Source organism: Falsihalocynthiibacter sp. CO-5D18 (assembly GCF_041205445.1).
Classification (GTDB): Bacteria; Pseudomonadota; Alphaproteobacteria; order Rhodobacterales; family Rhodobacteraceae; genus Falsihalocynthiibacter; species Falsihalocynthiibacter arcticus.
Genome location: NZ_JBGFCF010000002.1, coordinates 349,221 through 372,413, shown reverse-complemented (window position 1 = coordinate 372,413; position 23,193 = coordinate 349,221). Strand labels below are relative to the sequence as shown.

Here is a 23,193-nt window from a genome sequence, read left to right as displayed (position 1 = left end):
TATTGGGGAAGTGCATGACGCTAGACGACCTAACTGCGCACTCTTGCCTTTTTGCTAATGGGAAACTCTTACAAGAAATTTAAAACTGGTCGTTTTTTTTGCCCAGCTTGAAAATAATTTCATTCAAATTGAAGTCATTCTTCTTCAAACTCTTACTTTTCACAACAAATCCAAACACCTAGCGCCATGGGGCATATACTTTACGGTTTTAAAAGGAAAACTCTAGGTTTCCCTTGCAACCTCTGAAACAAGCATAGACAAATTAGGCGCGCCCGAATTGGCGCTTGTTGGTGTACTTAAGGGCATGAAAAGGCTCACATGGTTAAGAACATACAAAAGGGATCGGCCCTTTCTCTAAAGAGTAAATATGATCTGCGCACGCAATTTGGCGCTATCTGCTATCGCGTTGCGAATGGAAAAATCCAGATACTCTTGATCACGAGCCGACGCTCTCGCCTGTGGATTGTTCCCAAAGGCTGGCCAATCAACGGAAAAACACCTGCTCAATCGGCCGCCATTGAGGCGTGGGAAGAAGCGGGCGCGATCGGCGTTATGGGTGACGCTTGTATCGGCTTGTATTCGCATACTAAAAAGGCAACTAAGGGCGAAATCCTTCCGGTTATGGTTTCCCTTTTTGCCTTACAGGTGAAGCGTACCGCGAAAAAGTTTCCCGAAAAAAGCCAGCGCAAACGTAAATGGGTGAGCCGTAAGAAGGCAGCAAGTATGGTTTCTGACCCCGAACTTGGAAAAATTCTGCGCGGTTTCACGCCAGAAAATTTCTAAATGCGGATTCAGGTGTTGGTTGGAGAAATTCACAAGGTCATGTTAACCTTGTTACGGCAAAACTAGTTTGCACATAGCTTGAAAGGCCCGAAATGATCCGCTTTGCCCTGAAATGCGACCACGACCACTGTTTTGAGAGCTGGTTTCAATCTGGTTCAGCATTTGACAAGGTCAAATCGGCGGGGATGGTGTCGTGCCCAGCCTGCGGCTCAACGGATGTCGTTAAAACTTTGATGTCCCCTCAGGTTCAAACAACGCGCAAGGCCTCAAAGGAGGGTGACACTCCACATCCAGCCTCTGAGACCCTTTCGCCCCCTCCAGATCAATCTGAGTTTATCCAAACACCGTCAAAAGAACTTGAGGCCAAAATTGCCGCACTTAAGGCCCATGTCGAGGCCACCTCAGACTACGTTGGCAAGAATTTCGCCAAAGAAGCGCGCGCGATGCATGAGGGTGACACCCCAGAGCGCACAATCTATGGCGAGGCAAATATGGCAGAAGCCCTGTCGTTAATCGAAGACGGCATAAGCGTGGCTCCCCTCCCCTTTATTCCCGCGCGTAAGACAAATTAGGGGCAAACGGCGCTCATTTGGCATAATAATCGACACGGAACGCCCCTTCTGACCCTTCCCCGCTTGCGCTGAACCAAACTTCCTCCTAAGACACCAGCGGTTTAACCCTAAAGGAGCATCCATGCCTCTTCTGGTCATGAAATTTGGCGGCACGTCCGTTGCCACCCTCGATCGCATCCGCCGCGCCGCAAAGCGTGTTGGCGTCGAAGTCGCGAATGGCTATGACGTCATCGTCATTGTTTCGGCGATGTCCGGCAAAACGAATGAGCTTGTCGGGTGGGTTCGCGAGACCTCCCCTATGTTTGACGCGCGTGAATATGATGCCGTTGTCAGTTCGGGCGAGCAGGTCACGGCGGGGCTTATGGCCCTCACGCTTCAGGAAATGGATGTTCCGGCGCGCAGTTGGCAAGGCTGGCAAGTTCCGGTCAAAACGACGTCTGCGCATAGCGCCGCCCGCATCGAAGACATTCTCACCGAGAACATCAACGGCAAATTCGCCGAAGGAATGCGCGTTGCAGTTGTTGCTGGCTTTCAAGGCGTGAGCCCTGAGGGGCGGACGACGACGCTTGGACGCGGAGGTTCGGACACAACGGCTGTGGCGTTTGCTGCGGCCTTTGGCGCGGAGCGCTGCGATATTTATACCGATGTGGATGGTGTCTATACCACCGATCCCCGCATCAGTTCCAAGGCGCGCAAACTTGACAAAATCGCCTTTGAAGAAATGCTCGAATTGGCTTCGCTGGGCGCCAAGGTCCTTCAGACCCGCTCTGTCGAACTGGCCATGCGCTATAAAGTGAAATTGCGCGTCCTTTCGAGCTTTGACGAACAAACAGACACATCCGGCACCCTAGTGTGCGACGAGGAGGAAATCATGGAAAGCAATGTAGTATCTGGCGTCGCCTATAGCCGCGACGAAGCTAAAATGACCTTGATTTCGGTTGCTGACCGTCCGGGTATTGCCGCCGCGATCTTTGGGCCACTGTCCGAAGCGGGCGTCAACGTCGATATGATTGTTCAGAACATATCCGAGGAAGGCCGTACGGATATGACCTTCTCCTGTCCTACCGAAGACGTCCTGCGGGCCGAAAACGCGATGGCGACAGCCAAGGCTGCGGGCCACATCAATTATCATGATTTGGTCGCGGACACGGATGTCGCGAAAGTCAGTGTCGTTGGCATAGGTATGCGCTCACACGCGGGTGTCGCCGCCAAAATGTTTGGCGCACTCAACTCTGAGGGGATCAATATTAAGGTCATCACAACCTCCGAGATCAAAATATCTGTGCTGATTGACCGAAAATATATGGAACTTGCGGTCCAAGCCCTGCATGATGTTTTTGAACTGCACAAATCACCATAATTAAGGGGCCAAATGCCCAATTTATCAGGAAAGTCTACCCAAAGTGAGAGCCGAAAGCTGCTTGGGCGGCTTCGCGAGGCATTGGCAGAGGATTCCGAAGGTCAAAAACGCCTCGACCGGATCACGAGTTTAATCGCGGATTCGATCGCAACTGAAGTATGTTCGATCTATTTGTTTCGAGATCAAGACACTTTGGAACTTTGCGCATCCGAGGGCTTGAAAGCGGAAGCGGTCCACCAAACGCGGCTACGCCTCGGCGAAGGCCTCGTGGGGCGCGTGGCCAAAAGCGGCAGCATCGTCAACTCCGCCAACGCCCCCAGCGAGCGTGGGTTTCGCTTTATGCCAGAAACGGGGGAGGAAATTTACTCCAGCTTCCTTGGGATTCCAGTGCAGCGTTTGGGGGAAACTCTCGGGGTTTTGGTCGTCCAATCCAAAGACGCTCGGAGCTATTCCGAGGACGAAGTTTACGCGTTAGAAGTTGTTGCTATGGTTCTCGCTGAAATGGCCGAACTTGGGGCCTTCGTGGGCGACGGCGCAGCCCTCTCGGCGCGTCATCAACACCCAGTTATGATCCGCGGCGGCGTCGGCCAAGAAGGCACCGCAGTTGGCAATGTCTACTTGCACGAGCCGCGCGTCGTGGTCACAAACCCAATTGCCGACGACCCGCAGGCCGAAGAAATACGTCTGGATGCGGCCGTAGATACCTTGCGCGTCTCCGTGGACGAATTGCTGCTCGGTGCGGTACAAGGGGACAAAGAACAGTTGCAGGTCCTTGAGACCTATCGGATGTTCGCCAATTCCAAAGGGTGGATGCGGCGCATCAAGGAAGACATCTCGCGTGGACTGTCCGCCGAAGCTGCGGTTGAAAAAGAACAGTCCACCGCCCGTACGCGGATGAGCCAAGTGCCCGATGCCTACTTGCGCGAGCGCTTGCACGATTTAGACGACCTCTCTAATCGGCTGCTTAGAATTCTAACGGGGCAAGGCAAAGATACCGGCGCGGAGATGCCACAAAATGCTGTGCTGGTCGCACGAAATATCGGCCCCGGTGAACTGCTGGAATACGGCAGATCGCTTCGAGGTATTGTTCTAGAGGAAGGGTCTGTGGGCAGCCACGCGACCATTATTGCCCGCGCCCTTGCGATCCCTTTGATTATCAACGCCAGCCGCATCACGACCGAAGCCCTCAATGGCGATTATATCCTTGTGGATGGCGAGCAGGGCATCGTTCATTTGCGTCCAGACGATTCCGTCAAAGCAGCGTTTCACGACAAAATCGCGATGCAAACCACCGCGGCGGAGCGCTATTCGTCCATCCGCGACAAGCCGGCAATAACGCTCGATGGCACTGAAATTCGTCTATCGATGAACGCGGGGCTGATGGCAGATTTACCATCTCTCAAGAGTTCGGGCGCGCAGGGTGTCGGGCTTTTTCGTACCGAGTTGCAGTTCCTCGTCCGCAATAAAATGCCGCGTCGTGGTGAACTTGTTGAGCTGTATAAACGCGTCTTGAACGCGGCTGACGGGCAGCGGGTGAACTTCCGAACGCTTGATATTGGGTCTGACAAAGTACTGCCCTATATGAAGCCACAGGATGAACCAAACCCCGCGATGGGTTGGCGAGCAATCCGCCTTGGGCTCGACAAACCTGGTGTCATGCGCATGCAACTGCAGGCCTTTATCCGAGCCTGCGAAGGGCGTCCCTTGACGGTGATGTTCCCGTTTGTTGCGCAATTCGATGAGTATATTCAGGCGCGGGAGATTTTTGAGAAGGTACTCGAAAACGAAGCCCGTTTGGGTCATATTCTTCCAGAGCGCGTCGAAATTGGCGCGATGCTGGAAACCCCTTCATTGGCGTTTGCGCCGGAGCAATTCTTTAAAATGTGCGATTTTATTTCCGTGGGCGGGAATGATCTCAAACAGTTTTTCTTTGCTGCCGACCGCGAAAACGAACGGGTTCGCAAACGCTACGACACGTTGAACGTAAGCTTTTTGAGCTTCTTGGAGGGGATCGTCGAACGCTGTGTTGCCTCGGGAACTCCTATATCCTTTTGCGGTGAAGATGCCGGTCGCCCGGTCGAGGCCCTCTGCTTTGCGGCTATGGGATTTCGCGCCCTTTCGATGCGCCCTGCTTCCATTGGTCCGGTGAAAAACCTGTTGCGGCGCGTTGACCTAGCGGAAGCAAAATCGGTTATCGATGCGGCACGCGCCTCTGGTGCGCAATCTGTTCGACCTGCCGTAGTAGAGTGGATCTCCAACCTTTAAGCTGGAAAACCAATATGTCTGGCGCCATTTTTTACGAGTATTTTTTGTTTGGAGATCGCCTGTGATTGGGCCTCTTATTTTTGCATCTATTGTCGCGGGTCTCGCGGCCATTGCAGCCCTGTTGAACGGCAGCACTCTCTTGGGTGCATTTATCGTTTATTCGGGAACAGGCGCGGTGACGGTACTTTGCGTCGCGCTCTTAATGTACACTTTGCCGCGATTGCGCAGATTTTTCGGTTTGCAAAACGACTAGACGTATTTGCAAACCTCCCCCACACACCTATCCCACGCGCCCGACGTCAGCGAATAGCCCAGCACACGCGCAGGGTTGCTTGGTGCTGGCATGACAACGTCTGGCAAGGTGTCAAAGCCAAAGCGCTGATAATACGGCAGATCCCCGACAAGGAGCACCCGCTCCCATCCCGCGACGCGTGCCAAATCAAGGCTGGTGCGCATCAGTAAGTCGCCCAAGCCTTCGCCCTGCCGAGTCGGATGAACCGCAATCGGGCCTAGGAGTAAGGCCGCCTTCGGGCCGACTAAAACGGGCCAGTACCGGATCGCTGCGGCAAGGGTGTTATCGGTGTCCCGCGCCACAAGGGAAAACTCTGCAACTTGCGAAACGCCTTCACGCAATCGGTAGGACGACAGCGCCTCGCGCCCCGGCGCAAAGCACAGATCGTAAAGCGCCTCAACTTCCCACAGGTCCGCTGGTTTTTCTTGTTCGATCCTGTACACGCGGCGCTCCGAAAATGGGTTCTGACGCGAACCTGCTCTTTTTCTCTGGCAACGCCACTAGCACAGCGTTACCTCTTGTTCAAACACAAGAAAGGCCGCCAATGTTTTATGAACCTAAAAATGGGCATGGTTTCCCGCATAACCCATTTAATGCCCTTGTCACGCCCCGCCCCATTGGATGGATTTCCACGCGGGACAGAAACGGAAACGACAACCTCGCGCCTTACTCGTTTTTCAACGCGGTCGCCTATGAACCACCACAGGTTATGTTTGCATCAACGAGCGCAAAGGATGACCGCGACGGCACAAAAGACAGCGTTGCCAACATTCGCGAGACGGGTGTTTTCTGTGTGAACATCGTTGAATATGCCATGCGCGACGCGATGAATGTGACCTCGGGAAGCTATGCAAAAGACGTCGACGAATTTTCCCTCGCGGAGCTTGAAAAAGCGGAATGTTCAGTTATTTCGGCCTCACGTGTCGCCCTTGCCCCGGCGAACTTGGAATGCAAGCTGACCAAGATCGTTCAATTGCCTGGTGAAGCCAACTTCGCGGTTTTCGGCGAGGTAGTGGGCGTGCACTTGCGCGATAATTGCCTTGTGGACGGTGTTTTTGATGTTTCCACATTCAGCCCACTCGCGCGACTGGGGTATAAAGACTACGCGCGAGTGGAAACGGTTTTCAGCCTCAAACGTCCCGGCGAAGAATAGGAATTTTGATATGCGCGACACGATGATTGGTGTGATTGGCGGCTCTGGCCTGTATGAAATTGACGGGCTTGAGAACGCGGAATGGACGCGTGTTGAAACGCCTTGGGGCGAGTCGAGTGATGCCGTTTTGACGGGCGTTTTGGATGGCGTCAAAATGGCCTTTTTACCGCGCCATGGACGTGGGCACCGCCTTAGCCCGACAACCGTACCGTATCGGGCAAATATTGACGCATTGAAACGCATTGGCGTTACGGATGTGATCTCGGTTTCGGCCTGTGGCAGTTTCCGCGAAGAGATGGCACCGGGTGATTTCGTGATTGTGGATCAATTCATTGACCGCACCTTCGCGCGTGAAAAATCGTTCTTTGGCACCGGTTGCGTCGCGCATGTTTCCGTCGCCCACCCCACCTGCCCGCGCCTCTCAGCGGCCTGCCTCACGGCGGCAAAAGATCAAGGGATCACCGTCCATGACGGCGGCACGTATTTGGCGATGGAGGGGCCGCAATTCTCGACGCTCGCAGAAAGTAAAATGTACCGCGAAAGCTGGGGCGCAGACGTGATCGGCATGACAAATATGCCCGAAGCAAAACTCGCCCGCGAGGCCGAACTCTGCTATGCGTCCGTCGCGATGATCACCGATTACGACAGCTGGCATCCCGATCATGGCGAGGTCGACGTCACCCAAATCATCCAAACATTGATGGGCAATGCAACCAAAGCGCGCGGCTTGGTCGCACGCCTGCCCACCCTCTTAGGAGCACAGCGCGACGATTGTGAACATGGCTGTGACAAGGCACTGGAATACGCCATTCTCACGGCCCCCGACGCAAGGGACCCAGCCCTTGTGGCCAAGCTCGACGCCGTCGCAGGCCGTGTCCTCAACCGATAGTCTCGCCCCCCTTTTTTCGAAAGCAGAATGGACAAAACGATGCAAAAAAAGACCGTTCAAGACTACATTCGTACGATTGTTGATTTCCCGCACGAGGGCATCCTTTTTCGCGATGTCACAACCCTTTTTGCCGACCCACGCGGGTTTCGCATGGCGGTAGACCAAATGCTGCATCCCTATGCGGGCATGCGGATCGACAAGGTGGTTGGGCTTGAGGCTCGCGGATTTATCCTTGGTGGCGCGATTGCGCACCAGCTTTCGGTCGGCTTTGTGCCCGTGCGCAAAAAGGGCAAACTTCCTGGCACCACGATCAGTGAAGAATACTCGCTGGAATACGGCGAGGCGATTGTGGAAATCCATGATGACGCCATCAAACCGGGGGAAAAAATCCTTCTGGTTGATGATCTGCTTGCGACAGGTGGTACCGCCGAAGCCGGAATTAAGTTGATTGAACGATTGGGCGGTGAAATCGTGAGCTGTGCGTTTGTGATCGACCTTCCTGATCTTGGCGGACGTGAAAAGCTCGAAAAAATGGGTATGGATGTCACATCGATTTGTGAATTTGGCGGACTGTAATCGTCTCTCGAAGTAATAGTTTATTAAAACTTTAGTCTTAGACCCATGCTTGCCAGTTGGGAGCAGCTGGCATTTGCTTACATGTTCCGATTGACGCCTCGTCGTTCGCGGCGGGGCGTTGATTTTTCAACTATGCGTGCAAATTGCCGATGACGGCTCCGGGATTCATGATTCCGTTCGGATCAAGGGCCGTTTTGATCGCCCGCATCGCCGCGATTTTTCCCGGATCACCATAATGTGCCAAGTCCTTGGCCTTCAGGCGTCCAATTCCGTGTTCGGCACTGATGGAGCCGCCCATTTCGCTCACCAAATCATGCACACAGCGCTGAATATCATCACGTATAGCATCGTATTCGTGGCGGTCGCGCCCGCGTGCGGGGAAGGCATTGAAATGCAGGTTCCCATCACCGAGATGTCCAAAACAATTCACCCGTATATCGCCAAGCTTTGCAAGACGCGCGAGCCCTTCGATGACAAAGGCCGCGATACTTCCAAGCGGCAGAGAAACATCATGCGAGACAATGGAGCCTATCGCCTTATTGGCTTGGGGAATCCGCTCTCGGACCTCCCAAAACTGGCGCCGCTGGGCTTCGTTTTGTGCGATAGCTCCGTCCGAAATCAATCCCGCCGCATGCCCTTCCTCAAACAAGCGCTCGAGCAAAGCGTCCGGATCACGCCCTCTTGCAGTTCCTAGGTCAATCAGAACCATCCACTCTGGTTTGTTCTCAAAGGGTTGCCGAACATCCGGTAGCTTCTCTGAAAGGAACTCGAGGCCCGTTTTGTGAATGAGTTCAAAGGCAGAAACTTCGCTGGGTGCAATGGTTTGTGCGAGATTAAGCAGCGCGAGGGCCGCCGTTGGATCCTCTACAACAAAAACTCCCGTGCCATTTTCGGCGGGACGCGGGTAAAGTTTCAACGCAGCGGCGGTAATCACGCCCAATGCGCCCTCGGAACCGATCATCAAATTGCGCAAATCAAACCCCGTGTTGTCTTTGCGCAAGCGCGTGAGCCCGTTCCAAATTTGCCCCGAGGGGAGCACCACTTCGAGCCCCAAACACAAGTCGCGCGTATTTCCGTATCGCAACACATTCAAACCGCCCGCATTTGTCGCCAAATTACCGCCAATACGGCACGATCCTTCGGACGCAAGGGATAGCGGAAACAGGCGATCCACAGCTTGTGCCGCAGATTGCACATTGGCCAGAATTGCGCCCGCTTCAGCGATGAGGACGTTTTCTTGTGGGTAAGTTGCACGAATTTGGGTCATACGTTCAAGCGAGAGAATGAGAGGTAGGGGCCCTTGGGGGGCAACTTGCCCGCCAACCAAACCCGTCCCGCCACCGAAAGGAATAACGCCAATCCGCGCCGCATTGCAGGCGGTGATGATCTTGGAAACCTCCTCAACCGTGCTTGGCGTGGCGACATGTGTGCCCAAACCTATATAGCGACCACGCGGCTCCTCCACGTCGGCAGGTGTGGCAAGGCGCAGGGCCTTATCGGGCAACATCGCAGACAGCTTCTCGACGAAATCGTTGGTGAGCGGATTGAGCATAGGTCCTCCTAACGTACGCCGGTTCTCCCCCGACGATCGCCCCGTAGATTGGCATATAGAACATGGTTGCGCCAGCGTCCCGCGATCTGAAGGTAACTTTGCGCGACCCCTTCATACTTGAAACCTGACTTCTCTAAGACGCCCCGCGACGCGACATTTTCAGGAAGGCAGGCCGCCTCAATGCGCGACAAATCGAGTGTGGAAAACGCATAGTGGCTCAGGGCCTCGATGGCCTCGCGCATGTAGCCTTGGCGCGCGTATTCTTCGCCAACCCAATACCCAAGTGTGCCCGATTGCGCGGGGCCACGGCGAATATTATCCAAAGTGACCGCCCCCAAAATCTCTCCCGATTGGCGCAAGGTTAGAAACAATGGCAACGCGGTCCCTGTCGTGACAGCGCGTTGTGCCCAATAAACACGATTGGTAAAGGCTTTACGCGTCAAATGATCCGCCGCCCACGCGGGTTCCCATTGCGACAGGTGAGATTGGCTGTTGTGACGCAATGCGGCCCAGTTTCGGTAATCCGAATGTTGTGGCAGCCGAAGCGTCATGCGCTCCGAATCCACCAGAACTTTTCTACGCTTAAAAAGCATCAGCCAACCAAACGCCCACGGATACCCTCGATTGAAACCGATTTCGCGTTTGGCCCATAGGTGGCCAGTGAGATACGCGCATTTTCGGCCATTTCACGGGCCATATCGGCGACACCTTGCCGTGAAACCGCATCAATTTTAGTAACGGTTTCAGACAAGCTTGGGACACGGCCCCAAATTGAAATCATCCGCGCAAGGCGTTCTGCGCGGCTTGACGGGCTTTCGAGGCCCATGAGCATTCCGGCCTTCATTTGTGTACGGGCACGATCGATTTCGCGTTCCGACATGTCCTCGGCGGCGCGGCGGATTTCGCTCACGGTGATTTCGGCCAATTCGGGCAATTTTTCGCCAGACGTGCCCGCATAAATCGTGGTTGAGCCGCCGTCCGAAAATGCGCCCGCTTGGGCGAAGATCGTATAGCAAAGGCCCCGTTTTTCTCGAACCTCTTGGAACAAGCGGCTCGACATACCGCCTCCAAGAGTTGAGGCAAGGACTTGGCTGGTGTAAATAGCGTCGTCTGTATAGCTGGGTCCATCGAAATTAAGCGCGAAATGCGCTTGCTCAAGATCCTTTTCAACACGGGTCTCGCCGCCCTTAAAGGTTGCCGTGACTTCCTGAGCGCTGTCTCGATTTGGCAGGTGGCCAAAAAGCGCGGTCGCGGCTTCAACGAGGGCCGCGTGATCGACCTCCCCTGCTGCAGATAGGATCATTTGTGCGGGGCCGTAACGTTCCTTCACAAATCCAACCAGATCGTCACGGGTGAAATTCTTCACGCGCTCTTCGGGGCCAAGAATCGTTCGGCCAATCGGCTGGTCCGGATAGGAAACGTTCTGGAGCCAATCGAAAATCACGTCGTCCGGTGTATCAAGCGCTTGGCCGATTTCTTGCAAAATCACGCCACGCTCAATCTCGATTTCTTCGGGGGAAAACGTGGGATTGAGCAGAATATCGGAAATAACATCAAGGCCAAGGGGCACGTCCTGCCCCAAAACACGCACGTAATAGGCTGTCATTTCGCGGCTGGTATAGGCATTGATATAGCCGCCGACATCCTCGATCGCTTCGGCTATTTCGAGGCTACTGCGCGTTGTCGTGCCTTTGAATGCCATATGCTCAAGAAAATGCGCGATGCCGTTTTGCTCAAGCCGCTCGTGACGACCGCCTGCCATCACCCAAATGCCGATGCTCGCGCTTTTAAGTCCGGGCATGTTTTCAGAAACAATGCGAAACCCGTTATCGAGAGTTGTAAGTTGGCTGGTCAAAGAGCGCGCCTTTCGTGAACCAACGCCATAAGCGCGGCCAAATCATTTGGAACGCGGGTCACGCGTTCGGGTTTGTTGCCGAGATCTGCCATATGAGCGGGCAACGTAGGATGAATACCGCAGGCCGCCTCGACGGCTGCGGGGAATTTAGCGGGATGTGCCGTTGAGAGCGTGATCATGGGAACCGATCCCAGATGCTCTTTTGCGACCTTAACCGCGACCGCAGTGTGCGGGCAAAGGACGTGGCCCGTTGTGGCGGCCATTTCCTTGATCGTTGCGGCACATTCTTCCTCGGAAGCACGACCAGAGGTGAAGGTTTCGCGCAGGCTCTCGAGGGGGCCTTGGGAAATTTTGAAACTACCCGATTTCAGCTCTTCCATCAGTTGCGCCACGGCTTTGCCATCGCGACCATACATATCAAACAACGCGCGCTCGAAATTGCTGGAGACTTGAATGTCCATGCTGGGGCTGCGGCTTGGGATCGTTTTGGCCTTGGTATAGGCGCCAGTTACCAAGGTGCGGTGCAGAATGTCGTTATGGTTTGTGGCAATCACGAGTTCGCGAATAGGCAGGCCCATTTTCTTGGCAATGTAGCCTGCAAAAATATCACCGAAATTGCCGGTCGGAACCGTAAAGGAGACTTCGCGATATGGCGCGCCGAGCGCCACAGCTGATGAAAAATAATAGACGACCTGAGCCAGAACTCGTGCCCAATTTATCGAATTCACCCCCGCAAGTTTGACACCTTCGCGGAAGTCAAAGTCGTTAAACATATCCTTGAGGCGGGCTTGGCAATCATCAAAATCCCCGTCCATCGCGAGGGCGTGAACGTTGCTCTCGGTGGGGGTGGTCATTTGGCGACGTTGAATCTCCGACACGCGACCGTGGGGAAACAGGATAAAAACGTCGACATTGCTAAGGCCTTTAAAGGCTTCGATTGCTGCGGACCCTGTGTCGCCCGATGTGGCCCCAACGATAGTTACACGCTTGCCTGAACGGCTCAAGGACGCTTGAAACAATTGCCCGATGAGTTGCATCGCGAAGTCTTTGAAGGCGAGCGTCGGGCCGTGGAACAATTCGAGTAGAAAGTGGTTTTGATCCAACTGCACCAGCGGCGCGCGCGCGGTGTGGCGAAAACCTGCGTAAGCCCGTGCAATGATCGCTTTGAATTCGTCGTCCGTGAAGGCGTCCCCAATGAAGGGGCGCATCACCGCGAAGGCGATTTCTTCGTAGGATTTTCCCGCAAGGGCTGCGATGTCTTCAGGGGACATGACAGGGATTTCCGCAGGCACAAAAAGGCCCCCGTCCCGCGCAAGGCCAGTCATCATCGCATCTTCAAAACTCAGTTCGGGCGCTTGGCCCCGTGTCGAAATATAGTGCATTTTTCTCTCGCCTCTAGACGGTTCTCTGCCTGATACGCCACAGAAGGAACGCTGTCATCCCAAACCATACCAACGCCAGCCCAAACCACGTCACAACATACTCCAAATGCTTGTTTGGGATGCCCGCCGAATCGACAGGGAACGAGGTCGTGACAAGATTTGGCTCTGTTGACGTGCGCTGAACAAGCATGACGGGTTCGGTGTTAAGGGCTTCGGCCATGGCTGGAATATCGCGCCCGAACCAGATGCCTGCGTTGAGGTCTGGCGGCGGGGTCGCGTTACTGATTTCATCGGGCCAGAGCAAATTACCGACGATTTCGGCCTCAACGGCGGGGCGGGGCGCGTTTTTCGCTGAAATCGCAACGAAACCACGATCCAATAGTACGCGACGTCCGTCGGCCATTTCCAGCGGCGCAATCACCCGATAACCCGGTCCGATTTTTTGAACGCTGGCTAAGATGGTAATTTCCTGTGGACCGATAACGCCTTTGGCCTGCACGGGCAGGAATTGATCCGTCGCTTCGGTTGGGTTTAGCGGAATATCAACAGGTTCAGACAGAATTTTCGTGTCAATTGCGGCCAACACTTCTGTTTTCCACGTCAGACGTTGGAGCTGCCACGTCCCAAGCGCGCACAGAATCGCTGTGCCAATCAAACCAAAGATCAAAGGGATGAGCATTTTGCGGCGCATGGAGTGCAACCTTATTACTTAAAACTGGAAAGGCGCGGACGATGCCCGCGCCTTTTTTATTTTATAACGGCGCCGTTAAGCACCCGTCAAATTTAGCCGCCCCAAACGTAGACCGCTGCGAAGAGGAAGAGCCACACAACGTCCACAAAGTGCCAGTACCAAGCAGCAGCTTCGAAGCCGACATGGCTTTCAGGAGTGAAGTGCCCCTTGAGGGCGCGGATCAAACAAACACCCAAGAAGATTGTGCCGATGAGAACGTGGAAACCGTGGAAACCCGTCGCCATAAAGAAGTTCGCGCCGTAAATATTGCCCGAGAACGCGAAGGCCGCATGGCTATATTCATAGGCTTGGAACAAGGTGAACACCGCGCCAAGACCAATTGCGAGAGCAAGGCCAGTTACGAGATCTTTGCGGTTATTTTCATGTGCGAGCGCATGGTGCGCCCAAGTCGCTGCTGCACCGGAGCACAGGAGGATCAACGTATTGATCAGCGGCAAATGCCAAGGATCAAATGTTTCGATACCGATTGGCGGCCAAACGCCATCGATTGCCGGGGAATCTGGACCCATTGGATAGATCGCGTTTTTAAAGAAACTCCAGAACCATGCGGCAAAGAACATAACTTCGGACATGATGAACATGATCACGCCATAGCGCAGACCGATTTTAACAACTGGCGTGTGGTCGCCTTGTTGGGCTTCGGTCACCATCTCGCTCCACCACGCGTACATAACGTAAAGGACGCCAGCGAGGCCGATGAAGAACATGAACGGAGTGATATCACTCATCCACATAACCGCACCGAAAAGCATAATGAAGCCCGATAATGCGCCCAAGAGCGGCAGGATCGAAGGGTTGAGAATGTGGTAGTCGTGATTTTTAGCGTGTGCCATGGGGATCCCCTGTTTGGGACTTAGTTAACATTAGCCGCGGGTGTGGTCGAGAGGTTCGCCACATCTTCAGGCAGTTCGGTTTCGTAGAACGTATAGGACAGCGTAATGTGATGCACGTATTTTGCATCCCTGTCCGTAACGATTTCGGGATCGACGTAAAAGCTGACCGGCATCATGACGGTTTCGCCCGGTCGCAACACCTGTTCGGTGAAGCAAAAACAATCGATTTTCGTGAAAAAGCCGCCCGCTTCATAGGGAGCAACATTATAGGCGGCGGTTCCCGCGATAACGCGGTCGGTCGGATTTGTGGCCTCATAGAACGCAAGGCCGGTTTCACCGATACGTATTTCCATCTCCCGAACAACGGGTTTGAATTCCCACGACATGCCGCCAGCCACATTGCCGTCAAACCGAATGGTGATGGTTTGATCGAGTATCTCGTCAGAGCCAGCCGCGGCAACGCCCGTGGTGCCGCCAAAGCCTGTGACTTTGCAGAACCAGCTGTAAAATGGCACCGAGGCCCATGCGAGGGCGCCCATGAGGACCACCACGCTTACTGCTTGCGCGGCCGTTTTATGGGTGTTTTTCATCGCCATCAGTTCGTGCCCCCTGTTACCGGCTCTAAGGTCCGGCTCGGCGTATGGTCATAGGCTTCGACCGGTTCGCCGCGCTGCACTTTGGCCAGTGTCAGGGCAAAAACGATAACGACGAATGCCAGTAAAAGCCCACCGACGCCGTAGTTGCGGCCTTGGCGGCGCTGGTGAAGTTCGTGCTCAACGTGCGGTGCCATTATAGGATCGCTCCCCAGGTAAGGCCCACGGCGGATTGCACCAAGAGGGCTGTGAAATGCAGAAAGAGGTAGTAAAGCGACAGGCGAAAGAATTTACGCTCGCTTTTGTATTTGTCAGCTTCCGCGTCGGCTTCTTGGCGTTTCCAAAGGCCAAAAGCTCCCCAGATAAACATGAGGTTCAGAACAGCAGATACCGCAAAGTAAATCGGACCGCCGATGGACGTAAAACTAATGCTCAACGCAACAGGGGCGAGCAAAAGCGTATAGACCAAAATATGGTTTCGGGTGGATTTACGGCCATGGGTTACCGTTAGCATCGGCACTTTGGCTTTGGTGTAATCGTCGTTCATAAACAACGCGAGCGCCCAGAAATGCGGAGGTGTCCACATAAATATAATCGCAAACATAAGAATGGATTCGATAGAAATACCACCGGTCGCAACCGCCCAGCCAATCATCGGAGGGAAGGCACCAGCGGCCCCGCCAATCACGATGTTTTGAGGCGTCCAACGCTTGAGCCAAATGGTATAAATCACAACGTAAAAGAAGATCGTAAAGGCCAGAAGCGCGCCGGCAAACACATTGCCCGCAAGTCCCAGCATGACAACGGCAATGCCAGAAAGCGCCATGCCGATGCCCAACGCCTCGCCTTCGGCGACTTTGCCGGAGGGAATTGGGCGACCTTGGGTGCGTTTCATCACGCGATCAATATCGGCGTCCCACCACATATTCAGCGCGCCAGAAGCCCCGCCGCCCAGTGCGATAAAGAGAATAGAGGTAAAAACCACAAAAGGATGCACGGGATTGGGCGCAACCAACACGCCCACGAGGGCAGTAAAAACGACCAGCGACATCACCCGTGGTTTCAACAGAGCAACAAAGTCGCCAAAACCGGCTTCGCCTGTATCGGCGGAGGTATGAGTCTGTAGGCTTGCGTCGCTCATGTGGGTTTCCTTGGGGCAGATCTTGGTAGGTCAATGGCTCTGCGGCGTCCTGTACGGACACCGCAAAATCGCTCGAATAGGTTGGTCTAGTTGCTTGAGGCAACCGTAAGAGGCAGCGGTATACCCGCATATTCTTCGATCGCACCAAGGAGCCATTCGTCATAAACTTCTTGGCTCACAACCTTAACCGTAATCGGCATGTAAGAGTGGTCTTTGCCGCACAACTCGGAGCACTGGCCAAAATAAACGCCTTCTTTTTCCGCAGCAAACCAAAGTTCCGCAAGGCGACCAGGGACCGCATCCTGTTTCACGCCAAATGCGGGAACAGTCCAGCTGTGGATCACGTCGGCACCTGTCACCTGAACAACAATCGTTTTGTTCACGGGGATCACAAGCGCAGTTGTTGTCGCCAAGAGGAACTCGTCGGGGGAATACCCGTGACGCTCAAGCATAGCATCCATAGCAGCATCGCGCACATAAGGCGTTACGTCGCCGTCTTCTTCTTCCAAAGATGCGGGCTGGCCGAGCATGTAGCTGTCGAATTCAACACCGTGGTCAACGTATTCGTAGGTCCAAAACCATTTATTCCCAGTGGCTTTGATCGTAATATCAGCAACCGGAATGGTTTGTTGCTTGAACAGAACGGGCAAGGAAAACGCGCCGATAAAGACCAAGATCACAATAGGTACGAGGGTCCACGCAACTTCGAGGGGCGAGTTATGTGTGAATGTCGCGGGATTTGGGTTGCGTTTGGCAGAGTAGCGAAATGCGATCCAGAGGATCAAACCCGTTACGAAAATCACAATCGCTGTGATGATATAGAGAATCATGCCATCGAGCCATTGAAGCTCGCGCGCAACCTCGGTCGCGGCGAATTGAAAGCCCGTAGATTTGTCGACAGGTTTGCCGATAACTTCTAGATTGCCCAATGCATCTTGAGCATTTGCTGCGCTGGCGAATGCTAGCATCGAAGCTGAGAGGCCTGAAATCTTGGTCAAAAATCGCATAGTTGTTTCCTGTTCGCTCGGGCTTTAGAGCCCCTGCTATAGCCTTCATCCCGCCCTTCGGCTGGAATCCCATTGTGTTTGTTGCGTCAAAAACCATATTAGACGCAACAGAACAAGCAATTTACGCGCGGCAAACAGCCGCTTCACCTCTTTTTGGTGTAAAATCTGGAGAATATCCATGCCCAATGATCGTTTTCGCCCTTTCGACACGATAATAGATAAAGCTGCGGCCCTTTCCGTTTTGCAAAATGCAACTGCTGGCGCGGATGATGGCGAATTGTTTTTGGAGCGTCGCAGTTCTGAAGCTTTGGTTTTTGATGACGGACGGGTGAAAACGGCGAGCTATGACGCGAGTGAAGGATTTGGCCTTCGCGCGGTGCGTGGCGAAACTTCCGGCTATGCCCATTCCACAGAAATGACCGTCAAGGCGATGCTACGTGCGGCAGAAACCGCGCGCCTTGCGGTTGGTGATGGCGGCGGCACCCTCGCCATGGCTCCCGTCCAAACGAACCGGCGCCTTTATTCCGACGACAACCCGATTGAGCAAACGACCTTCCCCGTCAAAATCGACCTTCTCAAGGAAATCGATGCTTTCACGCGCGGCCTCGACAAACGAATCATTCAGGTTTCCGCGACCCTTGCGGCCTCCATGCAAGAAGTCGAAATCCTGCGCCCCGACGGATTGCACGTCCGTGATGCCCGCCCCATGAGCCGTTTGAACATTTCGGTGATTGTTGAAGAGAATGGCCGTCGCGAATCTGGTGGCACGGGAGGTGGTGGTCGCGCCGCCTTAACTGGTTTACTTGAACCGGAACATTGGCAGTCTGTAGCCCGCGAGGCTTTGCGCATTGCGCTGGTGAACTTGCGTGCTGTGCCCGCCCCTGCTGGGGTTATGGACGTGGTACTTGGCGCAGGTTGGCCCGGAATTTTGCTGCATGAAGCGGTCGGGCACGGACTTGAAGGCGATTTTAATCGCAAAGGGACCTCGGCTTTTAGCGGTCTTATAGGCCAACAAGTTGCTGCTAAGGGCGTGACAATTCTGGACGATGGCACAATTCCTGATCGGCGAGGCTCCATTAGTTTTGATGACGAAGGGACTGCTAGTGGCAAGAATGTCCTTATTGAGGACGGCATTTTGGTTGGCTATATGCAGGATCGCCAAAACGCGCGCCTCATGGGGGTTGAACCTACGGGCAACGGGCGGCGTGAAAGCTATGCGCATACGCCAATGCCACGGATGACCAATACTTATATGCTTGGTGGTGACACCCCCCCTGCCGATATTGTTGCCGACCTTAAAGACGGTATTTATGCGGTTGGATTTGGCGGCGGACAGGTTGATATTACGTCAGGCAAGTTCGTTTTTTCCTGTACCGAAGCCTATGCCGTGAAAAACGGTGTCATCGGAGATGCCGTCAAGGGAGCAACCCTGATCGGCGACGGCCCAAAGGCAATGCAGAAAATTCGCGCTATCGGCAACGATATGGCCCTTGATCCCGGCATCGGAAATTGCGGTAAGGCCGGACAATGGGTGCCCGTTGGCGTGGGGCAACCGACCCTGTTGATCGGAGGATTGACCGTCGGCGGAAGCGCCGCATAGTGGACCGCGTCCGCGCCTTTGATCCACGCGATGAGGCCGCCCTTGCGGTTTTGTGGCACGACGCGTGGCATATGGCGCATGGTGCCCATGTGCCCGCAACCTTGCTCCCCAATCGGCAATTGGATTATTTCCAACGCACCCTCCAAACCTTTGCCGCGCAGACGCGCGTCATTGGACAGGTGGGTGCACCGTTTGGGTTCTACTTGCGCATTGGAAACTATGTTGATCGACTGTTCGTTGGCGTGCGCAAACGGGGGTATGGCGCCGCACTCTTAAACGATGCCGAAACCGAAATGCGGCGAGAGGGGATATCGGAGGGCGAACTCGGATGCCTTGTTGAAAACACCCCCGCACGAGGATTTTACGAAGCGCAGGGCTGGCAGTTTATCCACATGAAAATGGAGAAAATATTGGAGGAACACGGTGGTGGAAACCTAAACGATTGCATTTATCGCAAAAAGCTCTGAATTTGTTCACAAGTTATTAACCATCCTGATTCTAGTCTGAAGGAGTAAGCAGACGGAGCCACGATGACCGAAGATACTATTTCTTCTACCCCACCCCTCACCCCACCCACCACGGAAGAAATGCGTGCGTCGTGGCTCCGTCTTTTACGCTCTCGCCGCGTTGGTATTTCCACTTTCTACCGCTTGCTTAACGAGCATGGCTCCGCAGAGGTCGCACTTGAAGCGCTTCCAGATGTCGCCCGTGCCGCCGGAGCCTTCGACTATCAAATTTGCCCAATCGGCGTTGTAGAGGCAGAACTTCGCGCTGCATATAAAGTTGGCGCGCAGATGATTTGTTACGGCGACCCGCGCTATCCCAAAACCCTCATGGAACTCGAAGACGCCCCACCCCTGTTTTGGGCGATTGGCGACACCGCCCTCCTTGCCCGCCCGAAAATCAGTATCGTCGGCGCGCGAAATGCAAGTTCCCTTGGTGAACGCATGGCGCGCAAATTGGCCGCGGGCCTCTCGGAGCAGGGGTTCGTCGTGGTTTCCGGACTTGCCCGCGGCATTGATGCAGTGTGCCATGACGCCGCCCTCAAAGGGGGCACGATCGCGGTTCAAGCAGGTGGGGTGGATAAAATCTATCCCCGTGAGAACACCGATCTTTTCTGGGAAATCGGCGCCAAGGGCTTGCGCATTTCCGAAGACCCCATTGGCCTAACGCCACAGGCCCGCCATTTCCCCAAGCGCAACCGGATCATCTCTGGGTTATCCCGCGGTCTTGTCGTTGTCGAAGCCGCCGCGCGTTCGGGCACTTTGATCACAGCGCGCAATGCCCTCGATCAAGGTCGCGATGTCATGGCCGTTCCGGGGCACCCGTTTGATGCCCGCTCGGCTGGAAGCAATATGCTGTTGCGCGATGGGGCGACAATGGTGCGCCACTTGGATGACGTTCTCGAACAACTTTCCGGCATCGTCGGCGATCTTGAACAGACGCTCGCGCCGCAAACACCCCAATTCGAAGTTTTCAAAGAACCACCCGCGCGCACCTTGAGCGACACATCACAACTGCACCAAATGATCCTCAACCGCCTCGGCCCGACGCCTCTCGCTGAGGACCAATTGATCCGCGACCTAAATCTCTCGGCCCATCAAGTCAGTTCCGAACTTGTAACTTTGGAGATCGACGGGCACATAGAGCGGGCAAGTGGCGGGCTTTTGACGCGTGTAAATTAGGAGTTTCATCACTCCCATTGACAATCAGTCCAATCCGACCACATTTTGCGCCGCCAATAGCTCCCAGTGAGTCGAGAGGAAATTTATGCCCGTTGTTGTCGTTGAATCGCCCGCGAAAGCCAAAACAATCAATAGCTATCTGGGGAGCAATTACACCGTTCTCGCCAGTTATGGCCACGTTCGCGATTTGCCCGCCAAGAACGGTTCCGTCGATACGGACGCCGATTTCGAGATGAAATGGGAAATCGGATATGACAGCCGTAAGCACGTCAAAGCCATCGCCGACGCACTTGCCCTCGACAATGAATTGATCCTCGCGACCGACCCCGACCGCGAAGGCGAAGCAATTTCATGGCACCTTCAGGAAGCCCTGACCAAACGCAAAGTGATCAAAAAAGACACACCCGTCAGCCGCGTGGTCTTTAATGCCATCACAAAATCCGCCGTCACCGAGGCGATGAAAAATCCGCGCCAAGTCGACACCCCGTTGGTCGAAGCCTATTTGGCCCGCCGCGCACTCGACTATCTGGTTGGCTTTAACCTGTCGCCCGTTTTGTGGCGCAAACTGCCCGGTGCTAAATCCGCAGGGCGGGTGCAATCCGTTTGTTTGCGTCTCATCGTTGAACGTGAGGCAGAAATCGATGCCTTTGATGCACGCGAGTATTGGTCCGTCAAAGCGATGATTGGCACACCCCGTGGCCAACAATTCGAAGCCCGCCTGACCGTATTGGGCGGCAATAAACTAGATAAATTCGATCTACCCACAGCCACCGACGCGGAATTGGCCGTTCAAGCAGTTTCAAGCCGGTCCTTGTCCGTACTAATGGTTGAAGCCAAACCGGCCAACCGTAGCCCCTCTGCGCCCTTCATGACATCGACCCTTCAGCAAGAAGCCAGCCGCAAGTTTGGCTTTGGCGCGCGTCAAACCATGAGCACCGCGCAACGCCTGTATGAAGCGGGTTACATCACTTACATGCGGACAGACGGGATCGATATGGCACCAGAAGCCATCACCGAAGCCCGCGCCGCGATCACCGACAGATATGGTGCCAACTATATCCCTGAAAAACCCCGTGTTTACAAAAACAAAGCCAAGAATGCCCAAGAGGCCCACGAGTGTATTCGCCCCACGGATATGACCTTGGATGCCAGCAAACTGGCGAAACTCGAGGCCGATCAACGCAAGCTTTATGATCTCATTTGGAAACGTACTTTGGCAAGCCAAATGGCCGGTGCGGTTCTGGAACGTACCTCCGTGGATATCGGCTCAGACGACGGCCAAGTTGTGCTGCGCGCGACGGGCCAGGTTGTTGCGTTTGACGGTTTCATGAAGGTCTATACCGAAGGCCGCGACGATACCGATGACGAGGACGAAAAACGTCTGCCGCAAATTTCCGAAGGCGATGCTGCCCCCCTCGTCGCGGGCGCATTGAGTGCTGATTTTGCTAAAGGTGAAAAATCTGACAGTGTTGTTGAAGCTGTGGGTGCTGGGATGCAACGCAATAGCGGCGCGATCATGACAGAAAATGCCGCCATTTTGGGCCAACAGCACTTTACCCAACCGCCCCCTCGCTTCACCGAGGCCACTTTGGTGAAACGCATGGAAGAATTGGGCATTGGCCGCCCGTCCACATACGCAAGTATTGTGACCACGATTCAAGACCGTGAGTATGTGCGCAAAGACAAAAATCGCCTTATTCCCGAAGATAAAGGTAAAATCGTTACCGTCTTTTTGATGAATTATTTCCGCAAATATGTGGGGTATGATTTCACGGCTGACCTCGAAAGCCAGCTCGATGACGTGAGCGCAGGCGAACGGGATTATAAAGAGGTGTTGCGGCATTTCTGGAAAGACTTTTCGGTCGCCATTGGAGAAACCACGGAACTACGGATTTCCGAAGTTCTCGACCACCTTGATGACGTCCTTGCACCAACACTCTATCCACCGCGCGAAGATGGGTCCGACCCCCGCATTTGTCCAAAATGCGGCGAAGGCCAACTACACCTAAAAACCTCCAAAACCGGCGGTTTTGTTGGCTGTGGCAATTATCCAGAATGCCGTTACACCCGCCCAATCGGTGGCGAAGGCGACGCAACAGGCGAACGTGTTTTAGGCGAAGACGCCGGAGACGAAATCAGCCTGCGTTCGGGACGTTTTGGACCCTATGTTCAACGGGGCGAAGTCACCGAAGAAAACAAAAAGCCGCCGCGTGCGAGCTTGCCGCGCGGCTGGGAACCCGACGCGTTGGACCTTGAAAAAGCACTGACATTGTTGAGCCTCCCCCGCCAAATCGGCCCACACCCCGAAGACGGGGAGATGGTCGAAAGCAACATCGGACGCTATGGCCCATATGTGAAGCATGGCAAAATCTACGCGAACATTCCTGATGTAGAGGAAGTCTTCACCATCGGGATGAACCGCGCCATGGAAGTGCTGGCGCAAAAGGCAGCCAAAACGGGCCGTGGCGCAGCCGTCGCCCCGTTGAAAGAACTCGGCGAACATCCTGAAGAGGGCGGCCCAATTAATGTCATGGAAGGCCGCTATGGCCCGTATGTAAAATGGGCAAAGATCAACGCGACAATTCCAAAAGACGTTGAGCCAAACGACGTCACAATGGAACTCGCGCTAACTTGGATCGCTGAAAAAGCCGCGAAAAAGCCAACGCGGAAAAAAGCGGCTCCTAAAAAAGCAGCCGCTAAGAAACCCGCGGCCAAGAAGGCGCCCGCCAAGAAACCCGCGGCCAAAAAGACTGCAGCTAAGAAAGCCCCCGCGAAGAAAACGGCGGCGGCGAAAGCGGATGATGGCGACGTCGTCGAATAGAACAAACCCACATCTATAAATAATCAAGCCGCGCCCTTCCTAAGGAGCGCGGCTTTTTTCTGCGTCGCAGCAAAGTCGTTGAC

At 54.4% G+C, this 23,193-nt stretch carries 23 protein-coding genes; 12 read left to right on the top strand and 11 right to left on the bottom strand.

Annotated elements, in window-relative coordinates; translation table 11 throughout:
• The first annotated feature begins 318 nt into the window (after positions 1 to 318).
• From AB9F27_RS04355 to AB9F27_RS04335, 5 genes are all read left to right on the top strand, one after another.
• The gene (locus AB9F27_RS04355) at positions 319 to 783 is read left to right on the top strand and encodes an NUDIX hydrolase (RefSeq protein ID WP_039003207.1); all 465 of its coding nucleotides are present in this window, start codon (positions 319 to 321) and stop codon (positions 781 to 783) included.
• A 92-nt stretch (positions 784 to 875) separates the two neighbouring features.
• Positions 876 to 1,355 carry a DUF1178 family protein gene (locus tag AB9F27_RS04350; protein WP_335584995.1) on the top strand — a complete coding sequence of 160 codons (480 nt, stop codon included), beginning with the start codon at positions 876 to 878 and terminating at the stop codon, positions 1,353 to 1,355.
• 121 nt (positions 1,356 to 1,476) lie between these two features.
• Positions 1,477 to 2,715: an aspartate kinase gene (locus tag AB9F27_RS04345; protein WP_335584996.1), complete on the top strand. Its 1,239-nt coding sequence runs from the start codon at positions 1,477 to 1,479 to the stop codon at positions 2,713 to 2,715.
• A 12-nt stretch (positions 2,716 to 2,727) separates the two neighbouring features.
• The gene (ptsP, locus tag AB9F27_RS04340) at positions 2,728 to 4,980 is read left to right on the top strand and encodes a phosphoenolpyruvate--protein phosphotransferase (protein WP_335584997.1); all 2,253 of its coding nucleotides are present in this window, start codon (positions 2,728 to 2,730) and stop codon (positions 4,978 to 4,980) included.
• A 61-nt stretch (positions 4,981 to 5,041) separates the two neighbouring features.
• Entirely contained in the window at positions 5,042 to 5,233 is a 192-nt protein-coding gene (locus AB9F27_RS04335; RefSeq protein ID WP_335584998.1) for a hypothetical protein, read from the top strand.
• Here the strand turns inward: AB9F27_RS04335 and AB9F27_RS04330 are convergent.
• Positions 5,230 to 5,715 carry an N-acetyltransferase gene (locus AB9F27_RS04330; protein WP_335584999.1) on the bottom strand — a complete coding sequence of 162 codons (486 nt, stop codon included), beginning with the start codon at positions 5,713 to 5,715 and terminating at the stop codon, positions 5,230 to 5,232. The two genes, AB9F27_RS04335 and AB9F27_RS04330, sit on opposite strands and share 4 nt — an antisense overlap.
• A gap of 101 nt (positions 5,716 to 5,816) precedes the next feature.
• Between AB9F27_RS04330 and AB9F27_RS04325 the strand changes: the two genes are divergently transcribed.
• The 3 genes from AB9F27_RS04325 to AB9F27_RS04315 are packed head-to-tail and all read left to right on the top strand — an operon-like array spanning position 5,817 to position 7,890.
• A complete protein-coding gene (locus tag AB9F27_RS04325) occupies positions 5,817 to 6,425 on the top strand; it encodes a flavin reductase family protein (protein WP_335585000.1) in 609 nt (202 codons plus the stop codon).
• A gap of 10 nt (positions 6,426 to 6,435) precedes the next feature.
• Positions 6,436 to 7,314 (top strand): S-methyl-5'-thioadenosine phosphorylase, encoded by an 879-nt coding sequence (locus AB9F27_RS04320; protein WP_335585001.1) that lies wholly within the window; start codon positions 6,436 to 6,438, stop codon positions 7,312 to 7,314.
• A gap of 39 nt (positions 7,315 to 7,353) precedes the next feature.
• Complete coding sequence (locus tag AB9F27_RS04315) at positions 7,354 to 7,890, top strand: adenine phosphoribosyltransferase (protein ID WP_335585002.1); 537 nt, start codon at positions 7,354 to 7,356, stop codon at positions 7,888 to 7,890.
• Positions 7,891 to 8,020: 130 nt separating this feature from the next.
• Here the strand turns inward: AB9F27_RS04315 and AB9F27_RS04310 are convergent, their stop codons facing one another.
• The 10 genes from AB9F27_RS04310 to coxB all read right to left on the bottom strand — a co-directional run bounded on the left by AB9F27_RS04310 (position 8,021) and on the right by coxB (position 17,004).
• Positions 8,021 to 9,442 carry an FAD-binding oxidoreductase gene (locus AB9F27_RS04310; RefSeq protein WP_335585003.1) on the bottom strand — a complete coding sequence of 474 codons (1,422 nt, stop codon included), beginning with the start codon at positions 9,440 to 9,442 and terminating at the stop codon, positions 8,021 to 8,023.
• Positions 9,443 to 9,450: 8 nt separating this feature from the next.
• Entirely contained in the window at positions 9,451 to 10,035 is a 585-nt protein-coding gene (locus tag AB9F27_RS04305) for a GNAT family N-acetyltransferase (RefSeq protein WP_039001465.1), read from the bottom strand.
• On the bottom strand, positions 10,035 to 11,297 hold the full coding sequence (locus AB9F27_RS04300) for a pitrilysin family protein (RefSeq protein WP_039001466.1): 1,263 nt from the start codon (positions 11,295 to 11,297) through the stop codon (positions 10,035 to 10,037). Before AB9F27_RS04300 ends, AB9F27_RS04305 begins: the two co-directional genes overlap by 1 nt.
• Complete coding sequence (thrC, locus tag AB9F27_RS04295; protein WP_335585004.1) at positions 11,294 to 12,679, bottom strand: threonine synthase; 1,386 nt, start codon at positions 12,677 to 12,679, stop codon at positions 11,294 to 11,296. The genes AB9F27_RS04300 and thrC overlap by 4 nt, the downstream gene beginning before the upstream one ends.
• A 13-nt stretch (positions 12,680 to 12,692) precedes the next feature.
• Complete coding sequence (locus AB9F27_RS04290) at positions 12,693 to 13,370, bottom strand: SURF1 family protein (RefSeq protein WP_335585005.1); 678 nt, start codon at positions 13,368 to 13,370, stop codon at positions 12,693 to 12,695.
• Between the two features lie 92 nt (positions 13,371 to 13,462).
• Positions 13,463 to 14,263: a cytochrome c oxidase subunit 3 gene (locus AB9F27_RS04285; RefSeq protein WP_335585006.1), complete on the bottom strand. Its 801-nt coding sequence runs from the start codon at positions 14,261 to 14,263 to the stop codon at positions 13,463 to 13,465.
• Between the two features lie 20 nt (positions 14,264 to 14,283).
• Positions 14,284 to 14,859, bottom strand: a complete 576-nt coding sequence (locus AB9F27_RS04280) for a cytochrome c oxidase assembly protein (protein ID WP_335585007.1) — start codon at positions 14,857 to 14,859, stop codon at positions 14,284 to 14,286.
• A complete protein-coding gene (locus AB9F27_RS04275) occupies positions 14,859 to 15,053 on the bottom strand; it encodes a hypothetical protein (protein ID WP_039001471.1) in 195 nt (64 codons plus the stop codon). Before AB9F27_RS04275 ends, AB9F27_RS04280 begins: the two co-directional genes overlap by 1 nt.
• A complete protein-coding gene (gene cyoE, locus AB9F27_RS04270; RefSeq protein WP_335585008.1) occupies positions 15,053 to 15,997 on the bottom strand; it encodes a heme o synthase in 945 nt (314 codons plus the stop codon). The genes AB9F27_RS04275 and cyoE overlap by 1 nt, the downstream gene beginning before the upstream one ends.
• An 86-nt stretch (positions 15,998 to 16,083) precedes the next feature.
• A complete protein-coding gene (gene coxB, locus AB9F27_RS04265) occupies positions 16,084 to 17,004 on the bottom strand; it encodes a cytochrome c oxidase subunit II (RefSeq protein ID WP_335585009.1) in 921 nt (306 codons plus the stop codon).
• Positions 17,005 to 17,182: 178 nt separating this feature from the next.
• On the opposite strand from coxB, the gene tldD reads away from it, so the two are divergent.
• The 4 genes from tldD (at position 17,183) to topA (ending at position 23,110) form a co-directional block, all read left to right on the top strand.
• The gene (gene tldD / locus AB9F27_RS04260; protein ID WP_335585010.1) at positions 17,183 to 18,604 is read left to right on the top strand and encodes a metalloprotease TldD; all 1,422 of its coding nucleotides are present in this window, start codon (positions 17,183 to 17,185) and stop codon (positions 18,602 to 18,604) included.
• The gene (locus AB9F27_RS04255) at positions 18,604 to 19,071 is read left to right on the top strand and encodes a GNAT family N-acetyltransferase (protein ID WP_335585011.1); all 468 of its coding nucleotides are present in this window, start codon (positions 18,604 to 18,606) and stop codon (positions 19,069 to 19,071) included. The genes tldD and AB9F27_RS04255 overlap by 1 nt, the downstream gene beginning before the upstream one ends.
• Positions 19,072 to 19,134: 63 nt before the next feature.
• Complete coding sequence (dprA, locus tag AB9F27_RS04250; protein WP_335585012.1) at positions 19,135 to 20,289, top strand: DNA-processing protein DprA; 1,155 nt, start codon at positions 19,135 to 19,137, stop codon at positions 20,287 to 20,289.
• An 85-nt stretch (positions 20,290 to 20,374) separates the two neighbouring features.
• Positions 20,375 to 23,110 carry a type I DNA topoisomerase gene (topA, locus tag AB9F27_RS04245; protein WP_335585013.1) on the top strand — a complete coding sequence of 912 codons (2,736 nt, stop codon included), beginning with the start codon at positions 20,375 to 20,377 and terminating at the stop codon, positions 23,108 to 23,110.
• The last annotated feature ends 83 nt before the right edge of the window (positions 23,111 to 23,193 follow it).